At 62.2% G+C, this 21,081-nt stretch carries 16 protein-coding genes; 5 read left to right on the forward strand and 11 right to left on the reverse strand.

All coding sequences use genetic code 11. The features are described from left to right. The first annotated feature begins 31 nt into the window (after nucleotides 1-31). Nucleotides 32-1,324 (forward strand): phosphopyruvate hydratase, encoded by a 1,293-nt coding sequence (gene eno / locus BQ4888_RS10465; RefSeq protein ID WP_092057049.1) that lies wholly within the window; start codon nucleotides 32-34, stop codon nucleotides 1,322-1,324. A 90-nt stretch (nucleotides 1,325-1,414) separates the two neighbouring features. On the opposite strand, the gene BQ4888_RS10470 is transcribed toward eno, so the two are convergent. From BQ4888_RS10470 to BQ4888_RS10495, 6 genes are all read right to left on the reverse strand, one after another. Continuing rightward, entirely contained in the window at nucleotides 1,415-3,400 is a 1,986-nt protein-coding gene (locus BQ4888_RS10470) for a methyl-accepting chemotaxis protein (protein WP_092057050.1), read from the reverse strand. A gap of 122 nt (nucleotides 3,401-3,522) precedes the next feature. Then, nucleotides 3,523-4,608, reverse strand: coding sequence for a 6-phosphofructokinase (locus tag BQ4888_RS10475; protein WP_092057053.1), 1,086 nt, complete (start codon nucleotides 4,606-4,608; stop codon nucleotides 3,523-3,525). An 18-nt stretch (nucleotides 4,609-4,626) separates the two neighbouring features. Further along, a complete protein-coding gene (locus BQ4888_RS10480; protein ID WP_092057054.1) occupies nucleotides 4,627-5,583 on the reverse strand; it encodes an ROK family protein in 957 nt (318 codons plus the stop codon). Next, nucleotides 5,580-5,996 (reverse strand): ExbD/TolR family protein, encoded by a 417-nt coding sequence (locus tag BQ4888_RS10485; protein WP_092057055.1) that lies wholly within the window; start codon nucleotides 5,994-5,996, stop codon nucleotides 5,580-5,582. The genes BQ4888_RS10480 and BQ4888_RS10485 overlap by 4 nt, the downstream gene beginning before the upstream one ends. Nucleotide 5,997: 1 nt before the next feature. Beyond that, nucleotides 5,998-6,597 (reverse strand): MotA/TolQ/ExbB proton channel family protein, encoded by a 600-nt coding sequence (locus BQ4888_RS10490; RefSeq protein WP_092057057.1) that lies wholly within the window; start codon nucleotides 6,595-6,597, stop codon nucleotides 5,998-6,000. A gap of 220 nt (nucleotides 6,598-6,817) precedes the next feature. Further along, the gene (locus BQ4888_RS10495) at nucleotides 6,818-7,309 is read right to left on the reverse strand and encodes a metallophosphoesterase family protein (RefSeq protein WP_092057058.1); all 492 of its coding nucleotides are present in this window, start codon (nucleotides 7,307-7,309) and stop codon (nucleotides 6,818-6,820) included. A 333-nt stretch (nucleotides 7,310-7,642) separates the two neighbouring features. On the opposite strand from BQ4888_RS10495, the gene BQ4888_RS10500 reads away from it, so the two are divergent. Continuing rightward, nucleotides 7,643-9,898: an NADP-dependent malic enzyme gene (locus BQ4888_RS10500; protein WP_092057060.1), complete on the forward strand. Its 2,256-nt coding sequence runs from the start codon at nucleotides 7,643-7,645 to the stop codon at nucleotides 9,896-9,898. Nucleotides 9,899-10,026: 128 nt separating this feature from the next. Next, on the forward strand, nucleotides 10,027-11,415 hold the full coding sequence (gene thrC, locus BQ4888_RS10505; RefSeq protein ID WP_092057061.1) for a threonine synthase: 1,389 nt from the start codon (nucleotides 10,027-10,029) through the stop codon (nucleotides 11,413-11,415). Nucleotides 11,416-11,496: 81 nt separating this feature from the next. On the opposite strand, the gene glnA is transcribed toward thrC, so the two are convergent. Together glnA and BQ4888_RS10515 are read right to left on the reverse strand one after the other, a co-directional pair. Further along, complete coding sequence (gene glnA / locus BQ4888_RS10510; RefSeq protein ID WP_092057063.1) at nucleotides 11,497-12,906, reverse strand: type I glutamate--ammonia ligase; 1,410 nt, start codon at nucleotides 12,904-12,906, stop codon at nucleotides 11,497-11,499. A gap of 87 nt (nucleotides 12,907-12,993) precedes the next feature. Then, entirely contained in the window at nucleotides 12,994-13,332 is a 339-nt protein-coding gene (locus BQ4888_RS10515; protein ID WP_092057065.1) for a P-II family nitrogen regulator, read from the reverse strand. 432 nt (nucleotides 13,333-13,764) lie between these two features. Between BQ4888_RS10515 and BQ4888_RS10520 the strand changes: the two genes are divergently transcribed. Beyond that, nucleotides 13,765-15,426, forward strand: coding sequence for a hybrid sensor histidine kinase/response regulator (locus tag BQ4888_RS10520; protein ID WP_092057067.1), 1,662 nt, complete (start codon nucleotides 13,765-13,767; stop codon nucleotides 15,424-15,426). 6 nt (nucleotides 15,427-15,432) lie between these two features. Here BQ4888_RS10520 and BQ4888_RS10525 read toward each other — a convergent pair whose 3' ends face one another. Beyond that, entirely contained in the window at nucleotides 15,433-15,963 is a 531-nt protein-coding gene (locus BQ4888_RS10525; protein WP_092057069.1) for a ferredoxin domain-containing protein, read from the reverse strand. A gap of 92 nt (nucleotides 15,964-16,055) precedes the next feature. Between BQ4888_RS10525 and lpxA the strand changes: the two genes are divergently transcribed. After that, entirely contained in the window at nucleotides 16,056-16,847 is a 792-nt protein-coding gene (gene lpxA / locus BQ4888_RS10530) for an acyl-ACP--UDP-N-acetylglucosamine O-acyltransferase (RefSeq protein ID WP_092057070.1), read from the forward strand. Here lpxA and BQ4888_RS10535 read toward each other — a convergent pair whose 3' ends face one another. Both BQ4888_RS10535 and BQ4888_RS10540 read right to left on the reverse strand, forming a co-directional pair. Then, nucleotides 16,848-19,646 carry an EAL domain-containing protein gene (locus BQ4888_RS10535; protein WP_092057072.1) on the reverse strand — a complete coding sequence of 933 codons (2,799 nt, stop codon included), beginning with the start codon at nucleotides 19,644-19,646 and terminating at the stop codon, nucleotides 16,848-16,850. Nucleotides 19,647-19,688: 42 nt separating this feature from the next. Beyond that, nucleotides 19,689-21,080, reverse strand: a complete 1,392-nt coding sequence (locus BQ4888_RS10540) for an ATP-binding protein (RefSeq protein ID WP_170232824.1) — start codon at nucleotides 21,078-21,080, stop codon at nucleotides 19,689-19,691. Nucleotide 21,081: the final 1 nt, after the last annotated feature.

Here is a 21,081-nt window from a genome sequence, read left to right on the forward strand (position 1 = left end):
CAACCTTTCATTCCTTGCAAGGGGGTCTTACATGAGCGAAATCATTGACATCTACGCCCGGGAAATTCTCGATTCGCGGGGCAATCCGACGGTTGAAGTCGAAGTCTTCCTCGAAAGCGGCGTTATGGGTCGCGCGGCGGTGCCGAGCGGCGCTTCCACCGGCGAGCGCGAGGCCCTGGAGCTGCGCGACGGCGACAAGTCCCGCTACCTGGGCAAAGGCGTACTCAAGGCGGTGGAGAACGTCAACGAAGTCATCGCCGAGGCGTTGATCGGCTGGGAAGCCTCCGATCAGGCCGGCATCGATCGCAAGCTCCTCGAGCTGGACGGCACCGAAGTCAAAAGCAACCTCGGCGCCAACGCCCTGCTCGGCGTCTCCATGGCCTGTGCCAAGGCCGCCGCCGAAGACGCGGGGCTGCCCCTCTATCAGTACATCGGCGGCGCCAACGCCAAGGAACTCCCCCTGCCGATGATGAACATCATCAACGGCGGCGCCCACGCCGACAACAACGTCGACATCCAGGAATTCATGATCATGCCCGCCGGCGCCGACTCCTTCAAGGAAGCGCTGCGCATGGGCGCGGAAATCTTCCATGCCCTCAAAAATGTGCTCAAGGCCAAGGGCTACAATACCGCCGTCGGCGACGAGGGCGGCTTCGCCCCCAACCTGAAGAGCAACGAGGAAGCCCTACAGGTGATCATGGAGGCGATCAAGGCCGCCGGCTACAAGCCGGGAGAAGACGTGCTGCTGGCGCTGGACGTGGCTTCCTCCGAACTTTTCAAGGATGGTAAATACCGCCTCGAAAACGAGAAACAGCCGGTCAAGACCGCCCAGGAGTTGGTCGATTTCTACGAGGATCTGGTCAACCGCTATCCGATCATCTCCATCGAAGACGGCATGGCGGAGAACGACTGGGATGGCTGGAAGCTGATGACCGACCGCCTCGGCAACAGAATCCAGATCGTCGGCGACGACCTCTTCGTTACCAACACCAAAATCCTCAAGCAGGGCATCGAAAAAGGGATCGCCAATTCGATCCTGATCAAGGTCAACCAGATCGGCACCCTCACCGAGACCCTGGAAGCCATCGAAATGGCCAAACGGGCCGGCTACACCTGCGTCATTTCCCACCGCAGCGGCGAAACCGAGGACACCACCATCGCCGACCTGGCGGTCGCGACCAACGCCGGCCAGATCAAGACCGGTTCCCTCTGCCGCACCGACCGCATCTGCAAATACAACCAGCTGCTGCGCATCGAGGACGAACTGGACGACGTCGCCCTCTTCAGCGGCAAGGACGTTTTCTACAACCTGCGCAAGCGCTAGTCCGCAAAATCCGCTTGACGAAAAAACCCGCCGGGAACTCCCGGCGGGTTTTTTCGTTTTCTGAAGACCGACGAAACAGGGCGACGACTCCTAGCCCTTCAGTCGCCGCAGATCCTCGATCACCTTGCGGCTCGCCTCGCGGCGCTGCTCCATGGCATCGAAGATGCGCCGGATCATGTCACTGACCGAGGCGACCGCCTCTTCGATGTTCTGGGTATTACTCTTCTGACGGTCGGTGGCCAGCGCCATGTCGTCCGTCATGTTCTTCACTTCCTCGATGGAATGAACGATGTTACGGGTGCCGTCGGCCTGTTCCCGCGAGGCCGTGGAGATATGGCTGGACATCTCGCCGACCCGTTCGATGGAGGCGGTAACCGACTCGACGCTGCGTGACACTTCCTGGGTCGCGCCGCGGATGTCCCGGGTCATGGCCATGGCCGTCCCGGCGCTGGAGAGAATCTGCCCGAGGGACTCGTCCATCCCTTCCCCGAGCACCATCCCCTCCTGCACCAGAGTGCGGGTCTTGGTGATGTGCGCCACCGACTCGCGGGTATAGTCCTGCAGTTCCTCGATGATGCGGGTGATGGCGCCGGTCGATTGGGCGGTTTCCTGGGAAAGGGCGCGCACCTCGTCGGCGACCACACCGAAGGAACGACCATGTTCGCCGGCCTGGGCGGCGATGATAGCGGCATTGAGAGCGAGCAGATTGGTCTTTTGCGTCACTTCGGTAATCACCGTGGTGATGGTGTTGATCTCCTCCCCCTTGAGGGACAGCAGTTCGATGGTCTTGACCGCCTCCTCGACCGCCTGGGAAATCCCCTGCAGACCAGCGATCACCCCGGTGACGGCACGGGCGCCGCTTTCCGCCTTGGCCTTGACCGTTTCGGACATTTCGTGGGAACGGGCGCCGCTCTCCTCCACCGACTTGATGGTGGCGGCGATCTCGGTCATGGCGGCGATGGAATTCTCCATAAAATCGGAGAGCTGGGCGAGATTGCCGGAAACCTGGTCGATGGAGACGGAAATCTCCCCGGCGGCGCTGCGGGTAGCATCGACCGCCTCACGCACCACATCGGCGGCGCTGGAAATATCGACGATCGCCTCGCTGGTCGACTCGGTGGCATCCTTCAGGGAGCGGTCGAGCCGTTCATGTTCGGTGCGGTACTTGCTGAATTCGGCGAAGGTATGCTCCAGCTCGCCGGTGAGGCTTTCCACCGCATCGAGCAGATTGAGCTTGTTCAGGCTCGAGGCGACCTGGTCGGCGAAGAGCTTGACCGTATCGACATCGGTATCGTCGAGGGCCTTGCGCTTGAGCTTGTTGTCGACGCCGAAAAGGCCGATCACCTCGTCGCGCACGATGATGGGGCAGAGGATGAAATTTTTCGAGCGCAGTTGGGGGATCTCGGAACAGGGGGGATGCAGATGAAACTCGGAAGGCATCCGGGCGATATCGTCGATCAAAATTACGCGCTTTTCCTCCACCGACTTATACAGAGCCCCGGCCCGCTCGTCGAGGGGCAGGCTGACGCCGGGGAGAACATCGCCGGCCCCGCGACTGGCGAGAAAATCGAGGCCGTCGCGGCGCTCGTTGACCATGAGGATGTTGACCCGGTCATAACCGAGGATCTCGTGCAGGCCGTTGGCGGCCAGGCGGAGGATTTCGGTGACGTTGACCGACTTCTGGATATGGGTGTTGATGGTGTGGAAATTCTTGAGGCTGTTGTTCAGATCGAGAAAACGCCGCTCGAAGTTCGCTTTCTGCTCGGCCACCGTGCGGTTGAGCTGGTCGAGGCTATGCGCCCGCTCCAGCACCTGCTGGGCGCCCCGGCCGATAAGAAAACCGGTGACGCCGAGAACGACGGCGGTCCCCGCTCCCATGTAGAGAAAGAGCGCCAATTGCTCGCTGCTGCCGGCCACCCCTTCGCGCACCTGTGCCCAGACCCCCTGGCCGTCCTGCCAGAAGAGCAACAGGCGCAACAACTGCCAGCCGATCGGCGCGCTGATCCCGAGGCACAGGCCGCAGATGCCGAACAGCCAGGACCGGTCGATTCCCGTCGCCGCGTTTTCCTTACTCATGCCCTACCCCCCTTGTGAATGCCCTTCCGTTTGTCTGCGTCTGCAAAAACAGCCTAGCCAGCCGCCAGCCGGGCGTCAACCATAACCGGATGCTTCGGTGATTTCGTCCCGCCCGAAAGGGGCTAGCGCCCGACCATGACGCCGAGATCTTCGGCGGTACGGATGAGTTCCCCCTCGGGATCGACCCGGTTCAGTTCCCCCACCGCTTCCTCAATGGCGACCGCTTCCACCCGCCGACCGCGCAGGGCGACCATCTGGCCGAAAGATCCCTGCTCCACCAACTCCACGGCCTTGGTGCCGAAACGGGAGCCGAGAATCCGGTCGAAGGGGGACGGTGTGCCGCCGCGCTGGACATGGCCGAGGACGACGGTGCGGGTTTCGATCTCCAGGCGCCGGGCAATCTCGGCAGCGACCCATTGGCCCATACCGCCAAGCCGTTCCACTCCCAGGTTCTGATCCGCCGTGAGTTGGACGATCTTCCCTCCGCCGGCGGGAAAGGCCCCCTCGGAGACGACGACGATGGAGAAACGGCTCCCCCGCTCCTTGCGGGCAAGAATCGCCTGGCAGACCTTCTCCATGTCGAAAGGGATTTCCGGGATGAGGATGACGTCGGCGCTGCCGGCGATCCCCGATTCGAGAGCGATCCAGCCGGCGTCCCGGCCCATGACCTCAACGACCATCACCCGGTTGTGGCTTTCCGCCGTGGTATGCAAGCGGTCAAGGGCTTCGGTCACAACGCCGACGGCGGTGTTGTAGCCGAAGGTGACGTCGGTGCCGCGCAGGTCGTTATCGATCGTCTTCGGCACCCCGACCACGGGCATCCCCTGGTCGTTCAGCTGCCGGGCTATCTTCAGGGTGCCGTCGCCGCCGACGGCAATCAGGGCTTCGGCCCCGACCTTGCGGAAGTTCTCCACCACCCGTCGGGAGACATCCATGAGCTTGACCTCGCCCCCTTCCTCGACTGGATAGGCGAAGGGGTTGCCGCGATTACTGGTGCCGAGGATGGTTCCCCCCCGGGGGAGAATCCCTTTGACCGCCGCCATATCCAGGGGAATGATGCGCGGCCCGTCGACCAGCCCGTCAAAACCGTCGGCAATCCCCAGCACCTTCCAGTTCCGCTTGAGTACCGCCGCCCGCACGACGCCGCGGATGACCGCATTCAGTCCTGGGCAGTCGCCGCCGCCGGTCAAAATCGCAATGGTTTTCATGGAGTTATCCTCCTCAGGTTAAAGTTGTTCGGAAAAGCCGGTCAAGGCCGCCGCGCCGAGGATTCCGGCCTCGTCGGCGAGTTGTCCGGGGACCACAACCAGCCGCCGGCCGGGCACGGCGAAGACATGCCGCCGCAGCTCCCGCAGGATGGCCGGATGCATGAGATCGAAACTGTCGACGGCACCACCGGCAATCACCGCGCCATCGAGATTGAGCAGATTGGCGATCCCGCCTAACACCTGCCCCAGATACCCCCCGGCTTCTTCCAGCACCGCCAGGGCCAGGGCGTCCCCCTGACGGGCCGCATCCCCCACTTGGCGGCTGGTCAGTTCGCCAGCGGCGATTTGCGCCAGCGCACTCGGCTCCCCGGCGGCGATCCGCTCCCGCGCCAGCACCGCCAGCGCCCGAGCCGAGGCATACTGTTCGAGACAGCCGCGATTGCCGCAGCCACAGGGACGGCCATCGGGAACGACGGTCCAGTGCCCCACTTCCCCGGCAGCGCCATCGGCTCCGAGCCAGAGCCGCCGGTCGAGCACCAGCCCACCGCCGACACCGGTACCCAGGGTCAGCCCGATAAAAGAGGAAAAATCCCGGCCCGCGCCGAAAAGGGCTTCCCCCCAGGCGATGGCGTTGGCGTCGTTGGCCACCACGACCGGCAACTGTAGCCGCTCGGCGAGATCGGCCGCCAAGGGACGACCATCGAGGGCGGGGAGATTGGGGGAGGTCGTCACCGTGCCGTCAAGAGCGATCAGCCCCGGCGCTCCCATGCCGACCGCCGTGACCTTCAGCCCCAGGGCTTGGCCTTGCCGCAGCAGTTCGTCGATCCCCCCGGCGAAGTCCTCCAACCAGGCGGCATAGTCGGCCCCCATCCGGGTCGGACGGCGAAGCAGCTCACCGATGCGCCCCTGCGGGCCGACCAGGGCAGCCCGGCAGTTGGTGCCGCCGAGATCGATGCCGACAGCCGCCGGTGTCACTTCGGCCCCCGCTGTTCCGTAGCGATGGCGAGACGGGCGAAACCGGTGACCTTGGCCAGATCCATCAACTCGACCACCTGCCCATGGCGCGCCTCCTTGTCGGCGAGAAGGAGGAAGGTCATCTGCTCGGTGCGCTCCTTGAACCCTTCGAGATGGCGGCGCAACGCGGCCGTGGTCACCTGGGTGTCGGCAAGAAAGATCTCCCCCTCCTTGGAGAGGTAAATCTTGACCTCCTCGGCCTCATCCTTGTCGCGCTGGGTCGAGGCCTCGGGGAGTTTGATGGAAAGACCCGGGGTTTCGATGAAGGTGGTGGAGATCATGAAGAAGATGAGCAGCAGGAAGACACAGTCGACCATTGGCGTCATGTCGACTTTCGGCTCCTCCCGCCCCCGGCGTTTACGGAGAAAACCCATGTCAGTTACCCAAAAGGTCGACAAGGCGCAGGCTGTATTCTTCCAGCTCCAGGGCGATGCGCTCCACCCGGCTGGTCAGATACTTGTGCAGCAGGATCGTCGGAATGGCGACGGAGAGCCCGGCCGCCGTGGTGATCAGCGCCTCGGAAATGCCGCCGCCGAGGGTCGCCGGGGTGCCGGCCCCTTGCACGGAAATGACGGTGAAGGCCTCGATCATGCCGAAGACCGTGCCGAGCAGACCGAGGAGCGGCGCGATGGTGGCGATGGTCCCCATCAGTCCCAGATATTTTTCCAGGGGGGCCGTTTCCCGGCTGCCGACCTCTTCGACCACGGTCTTGAGGTGGTCGCGGGTACGGCCGGCGGCGCGCAGAGCGGCGATAAAGATACGCGCCAGGGACGAGTCGTGACGCTGACAAACCACCAACGCCTCATCGATGTGCCCACGATGGGCCAGGCTCTCGATCTCGCGGGAAAGCTGTTCGATACCGCGCCGGGCCTGACGGAAAGTCCAGATCCGTTCGAGAAAAATGGCCAGCGCCATGACCGAACAGAGCAGGATCGGGTACATCAGGGGGCCGCCCTTTTGAAACAATTCCAACATGCCGAAAATATCCTTTCAAGGCCGCAGATAAATTCAAAAACCAGTTAATATTAGGATGTTTCAGACGGGGAATCAAGAAAAGCGTGGCACCCGTGCAGACAAATCGGGCGAAAAAGGGGCACAAAGCCAAGGGCAGGCGGCGATGGCAGGACGAAACCGCGAAAAAAAGTCCCGGGGTCAACCTGACGTGACGGCGGTCGGGCGTGTCGGCGCATGCCTGTCAGTCGATGGGAATGATCGACCCTGCGATGCGCTCGCCGATTTCCAATAGACCGACGGTGTGACGGGGGGCGTCCCGACGGTCGGTGGCGCTGCCGGGGTTGAAGAGCAGCAGCTCCCCAACCCGATGGCAGGCCGGGAGATGGCTGTGACCATAAATCAGGCAGTCGAGGGAAAGCCCCTGGAACTCGCGGCGCAGGCGCTCTTCAAGCTGAAAGGGTGAGCCCCAACCGTGGACCAGACCGATGCGGAAGCCCCCCAGGGTGAGGATTTTCTTGATGGGAACGCCGGCCACCGGAGCATCCATATTACCGCGTACGGCATGCATTTCCCGATCACCGAAAAGGTCGAGAAATTCGGGGAGGCCGACATCCCCGGCGTGAATGATCGTCGTCACGTCGGCGAAGCAGCCGGCGCAGAGCTTCTCGGCCAGCCGCGCCCCCTGGGCCAGGTTACGGATGTGGGTATCGGAAATCACGCCAACTTTCAGCATTATTAAAATCCTGAATTGAACGTCATGCGCCTCGCCAAAACCTGCCGAGTTGCCGAAGCCGGAAAAAAGACAAGAAACGATACGAAGAAAAACCGAAGGGATACGCCAGAAAAAAGCAAACAGGGTTTGAATTTGGCCGTTTCCCCTTGACAGGCCGAACCGGTCGGCTCTATTTTTACCTTTACTTTGACTAAAATTTCAAGAAAAGCAACAAGCGTTTAGCCCCCCGCCCGAAACGTGCGGGGAAAAACTCCCGTCCGACTGGAAAAGCCCGTTTCGTCAGGCTACTCTTATTAAACAACCCGCCATCTACCACCAGGGAGACAGATCACCATGTCGAAAAAACAAGAGGCGCTGGATTACCACAGCTCCGGCCGCAAAGGCAAGATCGAAGTCATCACCACCAAACCCTGCGCCACCAGCCGCGACCTGTCGCTGGCCTACAGCCCCGGGGTCGCCGAACCTTGCCTGGAAATCGAGAAAAACCCCGATGACGCCTACAAGTATACCGCCAAGGGCAATCTGGTGGCGGTCGTTTCCAACGGCACCGCCGTTCTCGGCCTGGGGGATATCGGCGCCCTCGCCGGCAAGCCGGTCATGGAAGGCAAGGGGGTTCTCTTCAAGCGCTTTGCCGACGTCGACGTCTTCGATATCGAACTCAACACCAAGGATTCGGACGAGATCATCCGCACCGTGAAGATCCTCGAACCGACCTTCGGCGGCATCAACCTGGAAGACATCAAAGGCCCCGAGTGCTTCTACATCGAGGAGAAGCTCAAGGAGATCATGGACATCCCGGTCTTCCACGACGACCAGCACGGCACCGCGATCATCGCCAACGCCGGGTTGCTCAACGCCCTGGAGACCGTCGGCAAGAAGATCGAGGAGATCAAGATCGTCGTCAACGGCGCCGGCGCCGCCGGCATCGCCTGCGCCCAGATGGCCCTGACCCTCGGCGCCGATCCGAAAAAGATGATTCTCTGCGACACCAAAGGGGTCATCTTCAACGGCCGCGGCGAGGGGATGAACCCCTACAAGCAGCGCTTCGCCACCGACCTTCCCTGCCGCACCCTGGAGGAAGCCATGGTCGATGCCGACGTCTTCTTCGGCGTCTCCTCCAAAGGCGCCCTGACCCCGGCCATGGTCAAATCGATGGCCAAAGATCCGATCATCTTCGCCATGGCCAACCCCGACCCGGAGATCACCCCCGACGAGGCCAAGGCGGTGCGCGGCGACGTCATCATCGGCACCGGCCGCAGCGACTACAACAACCAGGTCAACAACGTCCTCTGCTTCCCCTTCCTCTTCCGCGGCGCCCTCGACACCCACGCCCGCGCCATCAACGACGAAATGAAGATGGCGGCCTGCCTGGCCCTGGCCAAACTGGCCAAGGAAGACGTTCCCGACTCGGTGCGCAAGGCCTACGGCGGCGTCGACATCAAGTTCGGCCGCGAGTATCTCATTCCCAAACCCTTCGACCCCCGCGTCCTGCTGCACGTCGCCCCGGCGGTGGCCAAGGCGGCCATGGAGAGCGGCGTCGCCCGCTTGCCCATCGACGATCTCGACAAGTATCGCGAGCGCCTGGAAGCCCTGCAGGGACGCTCCAAGGAGATCATGCGCGTCCTCATCAACAAGGCCCGCTCCAATCCGAAGCGGGTGGTCTTTCCTGAGGGTGAAGAAGACAAGATTCTGCGCGCCGTGGCGATCATCCTCGACGAAGGGATCGCTGTTCCGATCCTCCTCGGCGACGTCGAGGTCATCCGCACCCGTGCCCGGGAACTGAACATCGACCTCGGCGAGACCGAGATCATCGATCCCCGGCAGTCGGAAAAAACCCCGGGCTACACCAATGAACTCTTCGCCCGCCGCCAGCGCAAGGGGGTGACGTTAGCCGAGGCGCGGCGCATGCTGCGCAACAACCGCAACTACTTCGGCGCCATGATGGTTGAAAAGGGGGACGCCGACACCATGCTCTCCGGCATCAACGCCCATTATCCCGACACCATCCGCCCGGCGTTGGAAATCATCGGCAAGAAAGACGGCCTTTCCCGGGTTCACGGTATGTACATGATGGTCACCAAGAAGGATGTCGTTTTCTTCGCCGACACCACCGTGACGATCGAGCCGACCGCCGAGGAACTGGCGGAAACCGCCATCCTGACGGCCGAGAAGGCCCGCCATTTCGAGATCGAACCGCGGGTGGCGATGCTCTCCTTCTCCAACTTCGGCAGCGCCGACCACCCCCTGACCCTCAACGTCAAGCGCGCCACCGCCCTGGTCAAGCAGCGCGCCCCCGAGCTGATCATCGACGGCGAAATGCAGGCCAACGTCGCTCTCGACCCCGACCTGGTCGAGCGCCAGTACCCCTTTTCCAAACTCAAGGGGAACGCCAACGTCTTCATCTTCCCCGACCTGCAATCGGGCAACATCTCCTACAAACTGCTGCATAAGCTCGGTGGCGCCGAGCAGGTCGGCCCCATTCTCATGGGGACGAAGAAGCCGATTCACGTGCTCCAGCGCGGCGACGACGTCGCCGACATCGTCAACATGGCCGCTGTCGCCGTAGTCGATGTGCAGGAAGAGGGATAATCGCTGCGATTCAGAAAGATACCGCAACGGGGGCGCCAGGCGCCCCCGTTTTTTTACCACCGCTTTCCCCTTCCCTGCCTCGGCCATTCCTGCTAAAATACGTGGATATTTTTTCAGGAGAAGCGCCCATGAAATACCTCAGTACCCGCGGCCGCGTCCGCAGTCTGTCCTTTAAAGATGCCGTGATGATGGGGCTGGCCGACGACGGCGGGCTGCTGCTGCCCGAGTCGATCCCGCAACTGACGCCGGGGGACATCGCCGCCCTGGAAATGCTCGACTATCCGGAGTTGGCCTTCCAGGTCCTCTCCCGTTTCGTCGGGGACATCCCCTCGGCCGACCTCAAGAGTCTCATCGACCGTTCCTACGCCAGCTTCACCCATCCCGACATCACCCCGGTGGTGCATCACAACGGCGTGCACATCCTCGAACTTTTTCATGGCCCGACCCTGGCTTTCAAGGATGTGGCACTGCAGTTTCTCGGCAATCTCTTCGAATACCTGCTCGCCGAGCGGGGCGAGAAGATGAACATTCTCGGCGCCACCTCCGGCGATACGGGGAGCGCCGCCATCTACGGTGTGCGTGGCAAAGAGAACATCAATATTTTCATCCTTCATCCCCACCGGAAGGTTTCGCCCATCCAGGAATTGCAGATGACCACGGTCACCGACCCCAATGTCTTCAACCTGGCGATTCGCGGCACCTTCGACGACGGTCAGCGCATCGTCAAAGAGATTTTCGGCGACCTCGACTTCAAGGCCAAGTATGCCCTGGGCGCGGTCAACTCCATCAACTGGGCGCGGGTGCTGGCCCAGGTCGTCTACTATTTCTATGCCTGGGGCCGGGTGCGTAAAAAGACCGATTGCCGGGAAATCTGTTTTTCGGTGCCGACGGGCAACTTCGGCGACATCTTCGCCGGCTTCATCGCCAAGAAGATGGGCCTGCCGATCCGTCGCCTGATTCTCGCCACCAACGAGAACAACATCCTCACCCGTTTCGTCCGCCAGGGGGATTACTCTATCGGCGCAGTGTCGCAGACCTACTCCCCCTCCATGGATATCCAGCTGGCGAGCAACTTCGAGCGCTACCTCTTCTACCTCTACGACGAGCAGAGCGGGCGGGTGCGTGACGCCATGAGCGAACTGGCCAGCACCGGCCGCCTCGCTTTCACCGCCGCTGAGCGGGAAAAGGTCGCTCAGAATTTCTTCGCCCAGGCCGTTTCCAACGCCGAGACCCTGGAAACCATCCGCGACTTCCACGGCAAGACCGGCTACCTGCTCGATCCGCACACCGCCGTCGGCGTCCGCGCCGCTCTCGACCTCGGCGACGGGCAAACCCCGACGGTCTGCCTGGCCACCGCCCATCCCGCCAAGTTCGGTGAGGCGGTACAGTTGGCGATCGGCCAGGAGCCAACCCGCCCCGCCTCCCTGGCGGGAATCGAAGACCGTGAAAAGCGCTGCGAGACCATCGATGCCGACACCACCGCAATCAAAAATTATCTGGCGACCCACGCTCTGTAACGCTTCAGGATTTCAGCTCCCATCAACGCAAAAAGCCCCCGGCGAAACCGGGGGCTTTTTGCGTTGAACGGAGAGCTCGGATCAGCAGTCGTAGTAGAGGGCGAACTCCATCGGGGTCGGACGCATGCGGGTCGGGTTGACTTCCGCTTCCATCTTGTACTCGATCCACTTCTCGATGACGTCCTCGGTGAAGACATCCCCCTTGAGCAGGAAGGCGTGATCCTCGCGCAGATGGTTGAGGGCGTCCTCCAGGCTGCGGGCGACGTTGGGGATATCCTTAAGCTCCTCGGGGGAGAGACCGTAGATGTCCTTGTCCAGCGGTTGGCCCGGATCGATCTTGTTCTCGATGCCATCGAGACCGGCCATGAGCTGGGCGGCAAAGGCGAGGTAGCCGTTACAGGACGGGTCGGGCGTACGATATTCGACGCGCTTCGATTTCGGATTGTTGGTGACCGGAATTCGCAGCGAAGCGGAACGGTTGCGGTTCGAGTAAGCGAGATTGACCGGTGCCTCATAGCCGGGAACCAGACGCTTGTAGGAGTTGACGCTGGGATTGGTGAAGGCGCAGAGGGCCTTGGCGTGCTTCATGATACCGCCGATGTAGTACATGGCCATCTTCGAGAGGCCACCGTAGCCGTCACCGGCAAAGAGATTCTGACCGTCCTTCCACAGGGACTGATGACAGTGCATGCCGGAGCCGTTGTCACCGTAGAGCGGCTTGGGCATGAAGGTCACGGTCTTGCCGTTACGGAAGGCGACGTTCTTGATGATGTACTTGAACCACTGCAGGGTATCGCCCATCTTCAACAGGCTGTCGAAGCGCATGTCGATCTCGTTCTGCCCGCCGGTGGCAACTTCATGATGGGAGGCCTCGATGCGCATGCCGACGCTTTGCAGCACCTGCACCATCTCGTTGCGCAGATCGACGAAGGAGTCGGTGGGCGCGCAGGGGAAATAGCCTTCCTTGTGGCGGGGCTTGTAGCCAAGGTTGGGGTACTCCTCGCGACCACTGTTCCAGGCGCCTTCGATCGAGTCGATGCAATAGAAGGACTCGTTGGCGCTGGAGGCGTAGCGGATGTCGTCGAAGATGAAGAATTCCGGCTCGGGGCCGAAGTAAGCGGTATCGGCGAGACCGGTCGATTTCAAATAAGCTTCGGCCTTCTTGGCGATGAAACGGGGGTCGCGGGTGTAGCCCTCGCGGGTAATCGGATCGATGATGTCGCAGATCAGGCTCAGGGTCGTGACCTGGATAAAGGGATCGATCTTGGCGGTGGTCGGATCGGGGATCAGCAGCATGTCGCTGTTGTGGATCGGCTGCCAACCACGAATCGAGGAGCCGTCGAAGCCGATGCCTTCCTCGAAGGTGTCTTCCCCGAATTCGCTCATGGGGACGGAAAAGTGCTGCCAGATGCCGACGAAGTCGAGAAATTTGTAATCGACCATCTGACAGTTGTTCTCTTGGGCAAAAGCCACGACTTCCCTGGGTGTCATTGATGTCTCCTTTGACTGGATGATTTTTTAAGCCACGGCCTCCCCGAGCGGGCCGGCGTGAAGGGAAAAGATCTCGCGTGCGACGCTTTAAAGGGCGTCGTCGCCACGCTCGCCGGTGCGGATCCGCACCACTTCGTCGACACTGGTCACGAAGATCTTGCCGTCGCCGATGCGCCCGGTGCGGGCGGCCTCGGCGATGACGTCGACAACCTTGGCGGCCATCTCGTCACTGACGATGATCTCCATCTTGATTTTGGGGATGAAATCGACCACGTATTCGGCACCACGATAGAGTTCGGTGTGCCCCTTCTGCCGACCGAACCCTTTCACTTCACTGACGGTAATGCCCTGAATGCCGATTTCGTTCAGAGCCTCCTTAACCTCGTCAAGCTTGAAGGGCTTGATAACGGCTTCCACTTTTCTCATCTCTTCACCTCCCGAAAAGGATCTGGCGTGTCAAGTACGCGAGGGGTTTCGCTCCTCGCACCCGCCTTATCGACAAAGGACAGCGTTCTTGACCAAACGGTTTAGCAAAGAACCTGCCATTTTTTCCGACTGCGAAAATAAACTTCAACTATCTGATTTTATATGGGGAAATTTCATGGGGAAGGATTCCTCCGAAAGACCCTTCCCTGCCGCGAAAGAAATCGGCCTATTTTTTAGGCACCCCAGGGGCACGGATGCCCAATCCACAAGCAGCACAAAGATTCTGGGGGCACCAGTAAAATCGCCAACGAGTGCCGCGAGCCGGTCGTAAGACTTGACTGTTAATAAATATATAATTAAGATCAGACCGTTTCGAAACAGACTCCGCACGGTTGCCCTGGCGTTCTCCGCCACCGGCGCGAGGAGGCCTTGATGAACCGTCGCTTCACCCTTTTGCTGGTCGACGACAACCTGCCTCAGATCGCCCCCCTGCGGGATTTTCTCGAAGCGGCCGGATATCGGGTGCGAACCGCCGACAATGGCATGAAAGCGATCGTCGCCATCTATCAGCGCCCCCCGGATCTGATCCTTTCGGACATCCCCATCTCGGAACTCAACGGCTACCACCTCTGCCGCATCCTCAAAAACGACCCCCTGACCCAGAACATCCCGATCATTCTCTTCAGTTCCCAGGCGGAACCGCACAATCGCTTCTGGGGGGAAAAGGCCGGGGCCGATGCCTTCCTGGAGAAGACCGCCGAGTTCCCCCGCATCCTGGCGGCCATCGAGAACCTGCTCAAAGAGCGCAAGGAAGAGACGGAGCCCCTAGCGAAAGGCACCCGGGGGCTTGACGGTAAGGCGATCCGCAACCAAATTACCGGTCTGCTCGATCGCCTCCTTTACGAGTCGACGATTTCCAACGAAATCCTAAAACTGACCGGACTCGCCCACGACAGCGAAGCCCTGGCCCGAGAATTCTTCGATTTTCTCGCCCTCATCTGCCGCTACAGCGCGGCCGGCCTGCTGCTGCGGGAAGGCGCGGACAAATATTCAATTTTTCTGCAACTGATGGAGCCGGTCTCGGATGGATTCATCGAACATGCACGCAAAGAGATGCTGCACCAGGCCGGACTCGACCGCGAAGCCGCAGGCAAGTACCGTTTTATTCTGATCGAACAGGATACTGGGGGAGGACGGGCGATGCCGGTCAGCTTCCAGGTGCTGAGCTCCCTGCCCATCCACGACGGCAACGAGCTCCTGGCGTCACTGACCCTCTTTGAAAGCGGCCAGCGGCGGCTGACCGAGGGGATGAGCCACGCCCTCGACGTAATCGCCGGCCGGCTGCTGATTGTCGCGCGCTACCTGAAAAAAATCAAGGATATCGAAAATGTCAAAGCCGATCTGGTGTCGATGCTGGTGCATGACATGCGCTCGCCGCTGACCGGCATCAGCGGTTTCACCAATGTCCTGGCCGAGGGGATTCTCGGGCAGGTCTCCCCCGACCAGGGGGCGGCCCTGAAAAATATCCAGGAAGGGTGCAGCCGGCTGCTAACGCTGATCGACGATATTCTCGACTATTCCAAACTGGAAGCGGGCAAGATGCAGGTGTCGCCGCGCCCCCTCGACCTCGCCCCGTTGCTCACCCAGGTTCTCGGTTCCTTTTCCCTCCAGCTACAGGAGCATCGTTTGCAGGTCGCAACGGAGCTGCCCGAAAACCTGCCCCAGGTCATGGCCGACGAAAAACAGCTGACCCGGGTTCTGTCCAACCTGATCAGCAACGCCGTCAAGTTCACCCCCGACGGCGGCCATATCCGTATCGCCGCCGCTCCCGCCACCACCCGCCAGAAACAACCAGCCCTGGAAATCAGCATCAGCGACAGCGGCTGCGGCATTCCGCCCGAACAGCAAAAAACCCTCTTCGACCGCTATGAGCAGCTGCCCAGCGCCACCGTCTACCGCAAGGGGACCGGGCTGGGACTGGCCATCTGCAAGGAGATCGTCGGTCTGCATCATGGCGACATCGGGGTGGAAAGCCCGATCGCCGACGGCGCCGGCAGTTGTTTCGCCTTCACCCTCCCCCTGGCCCTGCCCTGAAACCTCTCAACCCCGATCGAAAAAGGGGCTCTTGCCGCTGACCGACAGGGGGATAGCGTAAGCGATGCGCACCCCCTCGCCGAGCAGCCCCATCTCGATGGCGGCCTTGCCGGCGCTGTACATGACGCGGTTATCGAGGCGCAGGTCGGCGGCCCGGCTTACCGCCGAACCGACGGCGATCCCCAGGTCGCCGGTGGCAAAGGCACAGGTAGCACCGGCCGCCTGCATCGCGGCGCAGTCGGCGAAACCGCAGTAGCCGCAATGGGGCAGGCCCAGGGGCTCCATGCGGGTGCCGATGAGAACGAGCGCCGACGCCAGGGCAAGATTACCCGCATCCCGGGCGAAAAAACCCACCTGGTCGCGCTCGGCGATCATGCGCATGGTATCGGCCATACGACCCAGCTCAACGCCGCTGACCACGGCGGTCACCAGCAGATCCCGCCCCCGTCCTTTGGGGGCGGTGCGCGCCGCTGCGCAGAGCAGCTCCGCGGCCCGTTCGACCCATTCACTCTTCGATTCCGGATTGATCGTCAGCATTTTCGGTGACTCCTTCGCGTTAAAAGAAATTCCCTTGAAGAAAGGGGGATGGGCGTTGCAGAATGGGCGCTCATTCAACCCAGGAGATTCCCATGCCCCAGATTCATCCCAGCGCCGTGGTCGATCCCGGCGCCCGTCTCGCCGACGACGTCGAGGTTGGCCCGCACGCTTTCATCGATGCCAACGTCACCATCGGTCCCGGCTGCCGCATCCTGCACGGCGCCCATATCGGTCGCTGGACCCGCCTCGGTGCCAACAATACCCTCTATCCCGGCGCCGTCGTCGGCCACGATCCCCAGGATGTCGGCTACAAAGGGGAAGAGGCCTGGACCGAGATCGGCGACGGCAACATCATCCGCGAAGGGGTGACCATCCACCGGGGGAACCGTCCCGGCACCCAGACCCGGGTCGGCAACCACAACTTCTTCATGGTCAACAGCCACATCGCCCACAACTGCGTCATCGGCAATCACGTCATCCTGGTCAACGGCGCCCTCCTCGCCGGCCATGTGGAAGTCGGCGACCGGGCGATCATCTCCGGCAACTGCCAGGTCCACCAATTCGTGCGCATCGGCCCCTTCGCCATGATGCGCGGCGGCTCCGGCGCCGCCAAGGATGTCCCCCCTTATTGCATCAACGACGGGCTCAACTGGCTGCGCGCCATTAACGTTGTCGGCCTCAGGCGGAGTGGCTTCGACGCCGGCCGCATCCGCGCCGTCAAGGAAGCCTTCAAAACCCTCTTCCGCGCCAACCTGCCTCTCGCTGAAGCCCTACAACGGGTAGCCGAGGATCCCGGTTGCACCGCCGACGTCCGCCTGATGCTCGACTTCATCCGCGAAAGCAAACGCGGCGTCGGGAGCGGCCGGGGGTCCAGCCGCGAGTAGCTAGCCCGCGATCCCCTGCCGCGCCAGCGCGGCGAAATCCGCAGCCGGCAGGGGCCGACTGAAATAAAAACCCTGAAAGCTGTCGCAGCCGCAGTGGCGCAGAAAATCAAGCTGCCGACGGGTTTCCACCCCCTCGGCCACCGCCTGCAGGCCGAGGCTGTGGGCGATGGCGACGATACTGGTGACAACCGCCGCGGCGCTCGGATCGTCGGCGGCGTCGCTGATGAAGGAGCGGTCGATCTTCAGGCTGTCCACGGGAAAGCGGCGCAGATAGTTGAGGGAAGAATAGCCGGTGCCGAAGTCATCCAGGGCCAAGGTGACGCCGAGATCCTTGAACTGACGCATGGTCGCGACGGCGGCCTGGGGATCGCGCATGATCATGCTTTCGGTCAGCTCCATCTCCAACAGGCCCGGCTCCAGATCCCGTTCTCGCAGAAAGCACCGAGCAGTCTCGGCCAGATCCTCCCGGCGGAACTGCCGGGCGGAAAGGTTGGCCGCCACCGGCAGTACCGGCAAACCCGCATCCCGCCAGCGCCGGAGCTGGGCGCAGACTTCCCCGATAACCCATTCGCCGATGGGCAAAATCAGCCCGGTCTCCTCGGCCAGAGGGATAAACGTCCCCGGCGCCACCATCCCCCGTTCGGGATGGCGCCAGCGCAAGAGCGCCTCGGCCCCGTAGATTTTACCGGTCGCCAGCGCCACCTTGGGCTGATAATGCAGGCAGAATTCCTCCCGCTCCAGGGCCCGGCGCAGGTCGGCCTCCATCTCCAGGGTCTCCATGACCCGCAGATTCATCTCCGGCGCGTAAAAGCGGAAGCAGCCCCCCTCCTCCTTGGCTCGATACATGGCGACATCGGCGTTGCGCAGCAGGGTCTCGGCATCCTGGCCGTCGCGGGGGTAGAGACTGATGCCGAGGCTGGCGGTGACGGTGAGATCCCGCGCCCCGAGCTGATAGGGCAACGTCAGATGTTCGAGCACTTTCCGCGCCACCGGTCCGACATCGTCCTCCCCCGCCAATTCCCCGAGCAGAATCACGAACTCGTCGCCGCCGAGCCGGGCGACGCTGTCCATTTCGCGGACGACGGTGCGCAGGCGCTGGGCGGCGCTGAAGAGCAGTTCGTCACCGACGCTGTGACCGAGGCTGTCGTTAAGCACCTTGAAGCGGTCGAGATCGAGCAGCAGCACCGCAACCAGCCGCCGGGACCGCTGGGCGTAGTGGATCGCCTGCTCCAGCCGGTCAAGCAGGAGGGTGCGATTGGCCAGACCGGTCAGCTCGTCGTGGGTGGCCAGATGGCGCAACTGCTCCTCGTAGGCCTTGCGTTCGGTAATATCCTCCTTGACCGCGAGAAAATGGCTGATCGCGCCGAATTCATTGCGAATGGCGGAGATCGCCGCCGATTCCCAGAAAAGCGACCCATCCTTGCGCCGGTTGTGGAACTCGCCGCGCCATTCACCGCCGGCGGTGATCGTTTCCCACAGCTGCCGATACTCCTCCTCGCTCGTTTCCCCCGACTTCATCAGACTCGGATTGCGTCCCAGCACCTCCTCCGCCGCATAGCCGGTGATCTGGGTAAACTTGGGGTTGACGTATTCGATGCGCCCCCAGGGATCGGTGAGGATAACCGATGCCGGGCTCTGCTCCACCGCCGTGGAGAGCTTGCGCATCTCCTCCTCATAGAGCTTGCGGTCGGCGATGTCGTAGACAAAGGCGAAATAGAGGAATTGCCCTTCGTAATCGAGGCGGCTGAGGGTCACCTCCACGGGAAAGAGCGTTCCGTCCTTGCGGCGATGAACGCTTTCGAAGGTGCGGGTTTCCTGCCCGTCGAGGGCACGGCGCTGCTCGCGCCAGAGACTCTCCGTCAGATTGGGATCGAGATCGTAAAGGGAGCGTTCCCGCAGTTCCCCGTGGGGATAGCCGAGACTTCGGCAGGCCCGCTCGTTGGCCATGAGAATACGTCCGTCGGCGTCGATGCGCAGCATACCGATCGCCGCATGATCGATACAGAATTGCGCCAGCTGCCGGCCCGTTTCCGCCGTCTTGCGCTCGGTAACGTCGTGGATGATGGAAAGAAGCAGGGCTCGGCCGGAGAGGCTGATCGTCGCGCTGAAGACCTCGACGTCGCGAATCGAACCGTCGGCCAGGCGATGGCGGAAATTGAAATGATAGCGCTGGGCCGCTTTCGCCAGTTCCATTTCCCGGCGCACCTCGTCGGCGTCGAGGGTGTTGATCTCGGTAATCCGTTTGCTGCGGAGCTGTTCGCGACTGTAGCCGTAAAAAGCGGCGGCCGACGGATTGGCATCGACGATCTCCGAGCTTTCGGGATCGAGCAGCAGCATGACCGCGTGATTGTCCTCGAAGAGACAGCGATAGCGCTCCTCGCTTTGGCGCAGCTCCTCATTCGCCCGCCGGTTCTCGAGCCGTAGCCGCTGCTGTTCCAGCGCCCCCAGCACCGCCGGCCCCAGGCGCGAGAGATGATCCTTGAGGATGTAATCCCAAGCCCCGGCCTTCATGCAGGAAACCGCCGTCGCCTCGTCGAGAGCGCCGGTCACCAGAATGAAGGGGACGTCGGGGCAATGGGCCAGGGCCAGATCCAGCGCGGCGAGGCCGTCGAAGCGCGGCAGATGGTAGTCGCAGAGAATCACATCCGGAGTGAAATCCGCCAGCGCCGCCAGATAGTCCTCACGGGTCTCCACCCGCCGGAATTCACAGGCGGGGAGCACCTTGCGAACTTCATAGGCGTTGAATTCGGCGTCGGCGGAGGAATCCTCCACCAACAGTATCCGTAAAGCGAGCGGCAAAAGCGTTCTCCCAGAACGAGGTTTTAAAATTATACGCTAATTTCAGGCTATTGCAGTCGGAAGAGAATCACTCCCGTTCGTGGCGACCTCGGACCCCAGGGTAAAAAAGAAGGTCGCCCCCTGCCCCGGCCTCCCTTCGGCCCAGATCCTTCCTCCGTGCCGCTCGACGATGCGCCGGCAGATCGCCAGACCGACGCCGGTCCCTTCGAACTCCTCAGCGCCGTGCAGGCGTTGAAAGACGCCGAAAAGCTTGTCGGCATAGCGCATGTCGAAACCGGCGCCGTCATCCTCCACCCGATAGACGACGGCATCCCCCCGGCGCTCGGCGGCCACGACAATATTTGCCCGCCCCCGGCGGGAAGAAAATTTTACGGCATTGGCCAGCAGGTTGCTCCAAAGATGGCGCAGCAGGCGAGGATCGCCCAGGGCCGGCGGCAGATCCTCCAGCCGGAAATCGATGCGCTGAGTCGGCTCCATCTGGGTCACCTCACGAAAGGCCTCCCCGGCCAGGGCCGTCATATCCACCTTCGTCGAACGCGGCGTGGCCCACCCCAGGCGGGAAAGGGTCAGCAGATCGTCGATCATGGCGGTCATGCGTCGGGTGTTGTCGCGCACCAGGGCACAGAGTCGCCGCCCCTCGTCGGTGAGTCTCGCCCCTTGCACCTCGGACAGAATCCGGGTGAAGCCGTCGATGGCCCGCAGAGGGGCGCGCAGATCGTGGGAGACGGAATAGGCGAAGGATTCCAGCTCCCGGTTGGCGGCTTCGAGCTCGGTGGTGCGCTCACGCACCCGTTCTTCGAGGCTGATGTTCAGCCGGCGGATCTCCTCGGCGCTGCGCAGCAATTCACTGTCGATTTGCTGCCGTTTCAGACGATTGACCATCAGCAGTCCGAGCAGCATCGTCAGCAGGGGGTTGATGGCCAAAACCGGCAGGGCCACGCGCCCCAGAACCTGCCAGACCACCTCCCCGGGGAGGGTCAGCAGTAGCAGAAGCATCACGCCGTGCACCACCCATCCGAAGAGATAGAGCTCCCGCGGACTCAAATCCCACAAAGGGCGGCACCGAAAACGCCCCCAGGCCAGCCCGATCAGGCCGGAGGCGAAAATCACCGCCGTCCCGGTCCCAGCCGCGCCCCCCTGAATAAAACGCCAGGCGGCGGTCACAGCCATGGCGACCAGGGTCGGAACCACGCCGAAGAAGAGACCGGAAATCGCCAGGAGCACCGAGCGACTGTCGAAGAAGATCCCCGGCAGGCAATGCCAGGGGTTGAGCATGAGGACGACGCCGAGCAGCCCGATCAGCACGCCGCTGCCCAAACGCCCCGGCCAACCGGCGCGGATCGCGTCACGGGAAATCATGACGTCGTAGATAAGGGCCAGGGCCAGCAACAGCACGGCGTTGTGAACCAGGCCGAAAAAGACGGAATCTGCCATC

The sequence above is a fragment of the Desulfuromonas acetexigens genome (genome assembly GCF_900111775.1).
GTDB lineage: Bacteria > Desulfobacterota > Desulfuromonadia > Desulfuromonadales > Trichloromonadaceae > Trichloromonas > Trichloromonas acetexigens.